Here is an 8,882-nt window from a genome sequence, read left to right on the forward strand (position 1 = left end):
TTGGCGTTTGTCAGTTTTTGCTACCTTCATTTGTTCTAACAACTCCCGTTGTTTTGGCCCTTGGTTTGCTCCCTTGAGTGGATGCTGACAAAATATTAACGAAAACCTCCCCATCTCTCCAATAGGTGCAAATATACCTAACTATTTATCATTTTTTCAACTGCACCCCATCTTTCAATATCGGATTAATATCAAACCAAGACCCTTCATCATCTTGGTATTCATAGACAAACATACTCCGAATCAGCCTTTGATATCCATCATCACCTGTAACTTTTTGAGTTTTTGCTACTTGGCGCAACAACTCCCACTCTTCATCTTCCACTGCCAGAATACGTTCATTGCGAAAATTTTGAACTACCTTGTCAAGACTATCACGGGAAATAGGCAACTTTTTTTCCTTTTTAATCGCTTCATTAAGCAGTCGCAATACATTCCTGACATGACCCCCACTCATCTGACATAAATGATCTAGAGTTTCCGCACTGTCAAAAATTTCCGTGATTTTCTTTAGACGTTGTTCTGGCTCCAAATTGGGAAATGCTCTTGCTAAAACTAATTGCCTCAGTAGTGCCATTCCTTCTCCACAGTTGTTACCATCCTGCAACTGTATGGAAACCATTGGCAATACTTTGGCAGGATTCTTGAACCTTTGAATTAAAGTACCATAGTCATTGGAAAATCGCAGTGCTAGAGGCAGAGTATAAATTACATGACAATGGAGACCTGTTAGTTGTTCGCCGCGATCGACAAATAGATATTCTGGTTGAGGACGCCCCCAGGGTTTTGGGGAACTATCTACTTTATCCAGGTTGTCAACTATAACTACTAATCCATTTTTGCCATGCTGCTTCAGCTTTTCGTGAGCAGGTTCGAGCAATTCTTGGTTAATAGTTTCAATAATTCCATTGGTGCGAGGTCCGAGATAGTCTCGGAGTTTGCTGCGAAGTTGGGGACTAGATTTTGCTTTGGCAGTTATTTTGCCTATTCCCAAGGCGACGAATTCTAGTCCTTCTTCGTCAACCGTGACTTGACCAACTCCAGGTACACCTAATTCTGCTGAAGCAGAAATATCTAGTTCCGTCTGTAGTAGTTTGCTTACTCCATCAAGTAGACCTTTTAATCCTTTTGGCTCCTCTAATTTAACCTTTTCTAATGTTTCTAAACTTTCGCTGACTTGTCGCGCTATAGTTAGAAGAATATCACTGACATCTATATCCCCCATTTCTAGGTCTTTGTCTGACTCGAAATAGATGACGTGAAAGCCTTCTTCTTCTAATTGTTGCTTGAGTCGCCAGAGTTCGGTTGATTTCCCACAACCAATATGTCCGGTAAATAGTTGACAGGTGGGTTCGTCGGGAGACCACATAGCGATATTGTCTTTGAGGTCTTCAATTATTTGTCCTCCCCGTACTGAGGAGAAGTCAATGTAATATTTTTGCTCAATTTCGTGGTTATCTTGGAATAAAGCTTTACCAGGGTTTGTTGCCTGAAAAAAGGCTTTAACATTTACAGCCATAATATTTTATATAAATGTACTTCTATATTTTAGATTAAAAAGAGGCAACAGGGGGAATTAATTGAGTAGTATCGGTATAAAAAAGCAGAGAAACCGGGTTTGTATCAAATTCCCTTGTAGGGACGTTCGCATTTTTGTTATGCAACGTCCCTACCATTGACCCCCGATAAACCCGGTTTCTTGTTACTCCGATTTTTCGCGAACCGGAGAAACCGGGTTTGTATCAAATTCCCTACAATACTAACATTGACCCCTGACAAACCCGGTTTCTTGTTACTCCAATTTTTCGCGAACCGGAGAAACCGGGTTTGTATCAAATGCCCTACAATACTACCATTGACCCCCGACAAACCCGGTTTCTTGTTACTCCGATTTTTCGCGAACCGTAGCAAGCGGATTTGATATAACTTAATGAAAAGCGCTTAAAAACGGGAATACCAGGCACGGGAGCAAGATGCTCCCACTGGTAACTGACAACTGAAATAACTCACTGCTCGATCGCCGATCCGTAAATTTGCCAAAGCTGAATCATATTATCTTCTGCCACACTTACAAGTTGCTGACTATCAGGACTAAAAACAATTGCACCATAACCTTTGATACTCCTCAATAATTTTCCACTGCCAACATCCCACAGATTAATCTTGCCATCCTCACTACTGCTAGCAAGAATTTTCCCATCCGGACTAATAGCGATCGCCTTAATTGCCTGAGAATGTTTTTCTAGACTGTGACGGACTTGCCAGGTTTCTACATCCCAGACTAAAATCTTACTTTCTCCCCGCATCGCATGAGCAATAGTTTGCCCATCCTGACTAAAAGCGATCGCCTCTATTCGTTGATTATTATTTGTACTGGGTATAGACAGATTTTTCAAGAGTTGCCCCTGGGCGACATTCCAAAGACGAATATATCTCGGTCCTCCACTGGTTGCCATCCGTATACCATCAGCACCAAAAGCAATAGGTTGAGTACCATTCATTGTATGTAGTAGTCGCCCTGTGTAAATATCCCACAATTTCATCCCGCGAGCTTCACTGCATCCTACTACTGCTCTGCCATCAGCAGTGAAACCCACAGCAGTCACTACGTCAGAATGCAAAAAACTGGTGAGCATTTCTCCTGTAGGAAGATCCCACAATTTTACTGTACCATCTACACTTCCACTTGCTAAGGTTTTGCCATCTGGACTAATTGCTACTGAGCGCACATTGGCGGTATGACTTGATAAAGTATCTAGTAGTTTGCTACTTTCTAAGTTCCATAATTGAATATCTTTTCCTCTGCTAGTGGCTAATATTTTGCCATTAAAAGCGATCGCTACAGGTAAAGAAGAATCTGGTTGCTGATTAGATAAGGACCGAACTAACCTAGGTGCAAGTACAATATCGTTACTAATATCTGGCTGTATTTCTGGTTCTGAATTTCCGGGAATAGCAGTTTCCGGTGATAATGTTTGAGCATTTGCTGCTGTTGTTGGTTGGCGTGAAGTTTGGGGTGGTCTTGTTATTTGTGTTGTTGTATTTTCTGTATTTTCTGTTGTTGGTTGGCGTGAAGTTNTGTTGTTGGTTGGCGTGAAGTTTGGGGTGGTCTTGTTATTTGTGTTGTTGTATTTTCTGTATTTTCTGTTGTTGGTTGGCGTGAAGTTTCATTAGTAGCAAAAGAAACTGTTTCTTGACTTTCTGTCGCCGAATTTTCTGGCACAATTACATTGGCTCTAATTTGTTGATTTGTATCATAACCTTTGTCTGTCAAAAATTGACGCAAACTGGCAAAATATTCTGAGCGATCGCTACCTTTATATACCTTTTCTATTAATTTCCAGCCATCTTCTTTTTCGCCTAACATATATTTATTTGCTAGGTAAGCAGCCAAAACTCCTTTAACATTTTGGTTTTGATTTGAACGCCTGTAAAATTCTAGCCAAATTTCTGAGGCGCTGGTATTTATTTGTGCTGGATATTTCTTAGTTACATCTAATATTTCTCCTTGACGATACTGCCAGATACGGACCGGAAATACTGAATCATTTATATCAGAAAATACATTAGCAAATCTACTATCAAAACTTTGAAATTCTGGAAGATTATCATTATCTAAATCTTTGAGTCGATAATTAATATTCCCCCAGTAATGGCGCAGCATAGTATATTTATTTTCTGTAGGTTCATAACGATAAATCAAGGAATAAGTACCGCCTGCAAATGGAACATTACTATTATTTATTGTGAATAAATCTATCAATACCTCGGATTCTCCGTTGCCATCTAAATCTAGTAATTGTACTTTAACAAATCTACCTGCTAATACTGCAGTTGTACTGTCAGATTCACCTGCCAAAGATTTTACTGGTACTGGTTTATTTAAAATAATTTCTCCACTTCTGATAATTTTCAGACGTAGATCGCTGACTAAATCTGTATTATTTGCTTGTTCATAAATAATTTCTGCCTGTAAATTACCATTAGCAAATCTTTCTACTATTCCAGGTGGATTTGTATTTTCTGTAGCAGTTGGTTCGGGATTTTCTGAGTTAGAATTTTCTCTAGTATTTGTTACTTCTGTAGTGCTTTGTGAACTTGTATTTTCTGTAGAAGTTGTTTCGGGATTTTCTGAGTTAGAATTTTCTCTAGTATTTGTTACTTCTGTACTTCTTTGTGAATTTGTATTTTCTGTAGAAGTTGCTTCAGGATTTTCTGAGTTAGGATTTTCTCTGGTTATTGTTACTTCTGTAGTGCTTTGTGAATTTGTACTTTCTGTAGAAGTTGGTTCGGGATTTTCTGAGTTAGGATTTTCTCTATTTTTTGTTACTTCTGTAGTCTGGTTCGGTAAAGTCGCAGTGGTTGTTGAACGACTATTTTTAGAAAAATTTGCAATATATTCTGAGGGAACTTTAGCAACTACTTCATCATTATTTTTTTGATTATTGGCAATAGCTTGACAGAGAAAAGTAGCTACATCTGAGCGAGTAGCATCTTGATTAGGATTAAGCTGCCTAACATTTGGATAATTAACAACAATACCTTTTTCTGTTGCTGCTGCAATAGCTTTTTTTGCATCTTCAGGAATTGCTTCTGCATCGTCAAAAAAATTGTTTAAATTCTTTTCTGAAGATGAACTTGCTTGATAATTTAAACCTCCACTTAAAGCCGTCAAAACTTGCCAGCGTGTAATCTTGAGAGTCGGGTTAAAAGCTTTACCAATATATGCCGATAGAAAACCCATTTCATAAGATTTTTGAATAGCATTATAAGCCCAATAGTCTTGAGGAATATCTACAAAATTAATCGAATCCCGCACAAGTTTTGTATCTGGAAAAGCCTTAATAATTATTGCAGCAAATTCGGCTCTAGTTACAGGCGCATTAGGGCGAAAATTTTGATTTTTTTCGTCGCCAGATATTATTTTTTTGTCTAATAAACTATTAATACAAGCTTGAGCAAAATGATTTTCAATGTCTTGTAAGGTTGTTTCCGCAAGTGCTGATGTAATTTTTTTGCGGTTAAATAATTCTGGGGTAATTATGGTACTTAACCCTACGAACAAAGCAAGTATAGAATGCCACTTATAAATTTTAATCATTAATATTCCTCCACCAATTCTGATAAAAGTCAAAAGTCAAAAGTAATCTCTGACCCAAAAATAAACTCTCCCTTTTAAGAAAGTTAAAAGTTAAAAGTCAAAAAAATTTAACTTCAGTATTTCAAGTCTCTGACTGTAGCGTTCGGTACTGTTTGGCTCCACGATATGTTTCGGAGCATTCCGTCAGGAAAAAACTAAGTTCCGACCCAGAAGGCTAACTGATAACTGAAGAAAACCTTTAACTACAGATTGATAATTTCTTATTTTACTCCCTTTATTATGCTTTGACTAAATAAAATTACATTTAGTTCCCTTTTCATTACAAGAAGGAAGGAGGAATAAGGTTAATTTCAACAAGAATTACAAACCGAATTAATACCAAGCGTGATAAATGTTTATTACATAAGCTAGGGACGTTGCATACAACCTCTGTACGGAAGGATAAATAAGGCTTTAGTTCTCTAGCAAAGAAGGGGTAAATATTGAAAAAAAGGGGGAAATGGTGTGGGGTTTTGGTCATTTCAGTTATCAGTAACCTCTGGCTGTTTGCGCAGCATGACCTAGGAAACCCAGAGGCTTGGAATAATGAACTTTTATCTTTTCATTCCCTTAAAATGGGAGGATTTGAACCTCTTTTTTTGGTAACAAAACCCCCTACCCTTTGCTATTAGCTAAGGATTGACATCCTTAGCCTGATTAAAACTTTAATATTGAGTTTATAAACCGTCTTTTAAGTGAGTTAACATAGGAATATTTGTCTATTTATTTTTATTCATTTCAACACTTTTTTATCTTTGTTCCCCACATTTGATCTATAGTAATAAATTTATAGTTTTTCTCCAGTAAAACAGGAATTATTTCTGTAACACTTTTGGCAACATCCTGACCGCCAGAACATCCATCATGCAAAACAATAATCGAACCATTAGATGTTTGCTGAACTACTCGATTAACAACTACTGAAATTCCTGGTCTAACCCAATCTACAGGTACTACAGTCCACATCACAGTTCTATATTCCCATTCCTTTAATAATTTGAGAGTTTGAGGTGTAGCTATGCCATTAGGAGGACGAACATCAAAAATTGATTGTGGTGCTAATCCACAGGCTTTATTAATAGAAAGTTGCGTTTTTTCTAAACTAGATTTAAGTTGAATAGGAGTTAGTTTAGGAAATGAAATATGTTCGTAGCCATGCAAACCAATCCAATGACCTTTCTCATATATTGCTTTAGTTACTTCTGGATAACTGTCTACACATATTCCTAATAAAAAAAAGTTTGCTTTAATCTGATACTTATCTAAAACTTCTAATAATTGAGGTGTATATTCTGGGTGAGGTCCGTCATCGAAGGTAAGAGTAATTTCTGGTTTTTGTGTGTTTCCTTGCCATAAACAATTGGGAAAAGAAAATTTTAATATTGGATGTAAAATCGGAAGTAAAGGTGCTAATGCCATATAGAAAAATCTAATTTTTTGCTTTTAAATTATATCATATAAAATTTAGGAAATAAGTGGAAATTTATTAGCTCCCCATTCCGCACCGAAAAAATATTCTCGCTTAAATAGCTATATAATTTTTAGGTGTTGGTGATGCGTGGCTATGATTTTTCTGGCATTCTAGAAACCGGGTTTGTGTTAGATGCCGATAAATAGTGAAATTTGTCTCCAACAAACCCGGTTTCTTATAACAGCTCTTTAGATTTCATAGCTCGGTTCACCAACACCAATTTTTATTATGGCTCATTAATGAGACTTGATGAGGACTTAGGCATAACCACCACATCTTGTAGGGGTGATTTCCGTGCCGGAATGCTCCTAATTACGCGAATCACCCCTACAGATAGCGTATAATTCGACATTTTGCGTAAGTCCTATTGATATTAGAGATTACTTTTAGCTTTTGACTTGCGTATAGCGCTATAACAGGAATGGGTTTGGAGACCAAACCCCTACTCCTAATTTCTGGGGGTTGGATGGAACTCCCCATGCTCCCCGACTCCCTAACTTTCAAAGGGCGTACCAAAAACCTGCGTCCAATAATGATTGGCGTTAACGCTACCAGTATCCTCCTCCAAGAAATAGTAACCAATACCAATTTCTTCCAAATTAGGGTTGAGAATATTAGCACGATGTCCGTCGCTACCCATCCACGCTTCTACTACTGCTTCCGGTGTCTGTTGCCCGGCAGCAATATTTTCTGCCCAAGCTGAAAAGTCATATCCTGTAGCTGCAATACGATCGCCTGCGGAGGAACCATCTAATCCGGTATGCTCGAAAAAGTCTAGTTCTGCCATATTTTCGGAGTGAGTTTGTGCTGCCTGATTTAACAGTGGATCTGCACTCAGGGGATCTAAACCCAACTGAGTACGCTCTTGGTTGGTAAGTGCGACGACTCTATCTATAAAATCTTGACTATCTGGTTCAGTTCCAATATTGGAATTACCTTCAAATACGAAATTGGCACTACTGAGACTACCCACAGATATGTTATTTACTTGAGCGATCGCTTCTCCAGTTAGACTATCAATAATTAGAGTGTTTTGCTGACTATCACCACTACTTTCTAAACTAATGTTGTCTACACCATCGGGTAGCTGAATTAGATCGATGCCATTTTCAAAATCAGCTATTTCATCAATACCTGCACCAATTTCTAAGACAAAGACATCGCTCCCCTCTCCACCAGTGAGAGTATCTTCCCCTAAACCACCAATGAGAGTATCATTGTCACGATCGCCAAACAAAACATCGTTACCTGCATCCCCAAAAAGAGCGTCATTATTTTTGCCTCCAAATAAAGTGTCAGCACCATTTCCTCCTCTAACAACATCATTTTCGCGATCGCCACGAACTAAGTCATCACCGCCACCACCGTCTACCGAGTCATTGTCTTTCCCTCCAAATAAAGTGTCAGCACCATCTCCACNCCACTACTTTCTAAACTAATGTTGTCTACACCATCGGGTAGCTGAATTAGATCGATGCCATTTTCAAAATCAGCTATTTCATCAATACCTGCACCAATTTCTAAGCCAAAGACATCGCTCCCCTCTCCACCAGTGAGAGTATCTTCCCCTAAACCACCAATGAGAGTATCATTGTCACGATCGCCAAACAAAACATCGTTACCTGCATCCCCAAAAAGAGCGTCATTATTTTTGCCTCCAAATAAAGTGTCAGCACCATTTCCTCCTCTAACAACATCATTTTCGCGATCGCCACGAACTAAGTCATCACCGCCACCACCGTCTACCGAGTCATTGTCTTTCCCTCCAAATAAAGTGTCAGCACCATCTCCACCATTAAGACTATCTTCGCCCCGGTTTCCCATAATTACCTCTGAGTCTGAAGATCCTGTAATTAGATCGTTGCCACCAAGAGCTGCTAACCCATCGGGAAAATCAGCTAGTTCTCCAAAGGAGAGAGCTATAATGTCAGCATTATCGCTGGCGAGTAAATTATTTCCATTAGGAGTAAGTTCGTTTTCCATTTGTTAGATCCTCTAAAAAATTTCTTTAACTTATACAAGATTTACAATGAGATACGAAAAACTAGGTTTGAGATTGCTTTCCGTTCCGGACTGCTCCACAAACCCTGTTAGTCGCAATGACACAAATACCTTGTACTGTGTAAGTCCTATAGAAGCCATTTGGTATCTCCAGAAAATAGGTCATCAGGAGAAGCAATTGATAATTTATGGGTAAGAATTGATTGGATTTTGGCAGATATCTAATACACCCCATCTCCTTCACTCCCCATCACCCCATCACCCCACCTC

The 8,882-nt window shown here is 38.5% G+C and carries 5 protein-coding genes and 2 pseudogenes; all 7 read right to left on the reverse strand.

Going from position 1 to position 8,882, the window contains the following annotated elements; genetic code table 11:
- Nucleotides 1–148: 148 nt before the first annotated feature.
- Entirely contained in the window at nt 149–1,519 is a 1,371-nt protein-coding gene (locus AFK68_RS21995) for an ATP-binding protein (RefSeq protein WP_094675088.1), read from the reverse strand.
- A gap of 487 nt (nt 1,520–2,006) precedes the next feature.
- Nucleotides 2,007–3,029, reverse strand: coding sequence for a WD40 repeat domain-containing protein (locus tag AFK68_RS46075; RefSeq protein ID WP_371357499.1), 1,023 nt, complete (start codon nt 3,027–3,029; stop codon nt 2,007–2,009).
- 50 nt (nt 3,030–3,079) lie between these two features.
- Nucleotides 3,080–5,101, reverse strand: a pseudogene (locus tag AFK68_RS46080) (S-layer homology domain-containing protein); the annotation flags it as partial.
- A 777-nt stretch (nt 5,102–5,878) separates the two neighbouring features.
- Nucleotides 5,879–6,559 carry a polysaccharide deacetylase family protein gene (locus AFK68_RS22015; RefSeq protein ID WP_094675096.1) on the reverse strand — a complete coding sequence of 227 codons (681 nt, stop codon included), beginning with the start codon at nt 6,557–6,559 and terminating at the stop codon, nt 5,879–5,881.
- 278 nt (nt 6,560–6,837) lie between these two features.
- Nucleotides 6,838–6,963 (reverse strand): hypothetical protein, encoded by a 126-nt coding sequence (locus tag AFK68_RS43560; RefSeq protein WP_256386624.1) that lies wholly within the window; start codon nt 6,961–6,963, stop codon nt 6,838–6,840.
- A 141-nt stretch (nt 6,964–7,104) separates the two neighbouring features.
- The coding region (locus tag AFK68_RS35385; RefSeq protein ID WP_143438136.1) for a CAP domain-containing protein at nt 7,105–8,030 on the reverse strand (926 nt) is incomplete at its 5' end.
- Nucleotide 8,031: 1 nt separating this feature from the next.
- Nucleotides 8,032–8,594 (reverse strand): annotated as a pseudogene (locus tag AFK68_RS43565) (calcium-binding protein); the annotation flags it as partial.
- Between the last annotated feature and the right edge of the window lie 288 nt (nt 8,595–8,882).

The sequence above is a fragment of the Hydrocoleum sp. CS-953 genome, assembly GCF_002260545.1.
Taxonomy (GTDB): domain Bacteria; phylum Cyanobacteriota; class Cyanobacteriia; order Cyanobacteriales; family Microcoleaceae; genus Trichodesmium.

What these genes read in the sequence shown, in the direction of transcription:
- AFK68_RS21995 (WP_094675088.1), bottom strand. Translation starts at nt 1,519, where the DNA reads ATGGCTGTAAATGTTAAAGCCTTTTTTCAGGCAACAAACCCTGGTAAA.
- AFK68_RS22015 (WP_094675096.1), bottom strand. Translation starts at nt 6,559, where the DNA reads ATGGCATTAGCACCTTTACTTCCGATTTTACATCCAATATTAAAATTT.
- AFK68_RS43560 (WP_256386624.1), bottom strand. Translation starts at nt 6,963, where the DNA reads ATGTCGAATTATACGCTATCTGTAGGGGTGATTCGCGTAATTAGGAGC.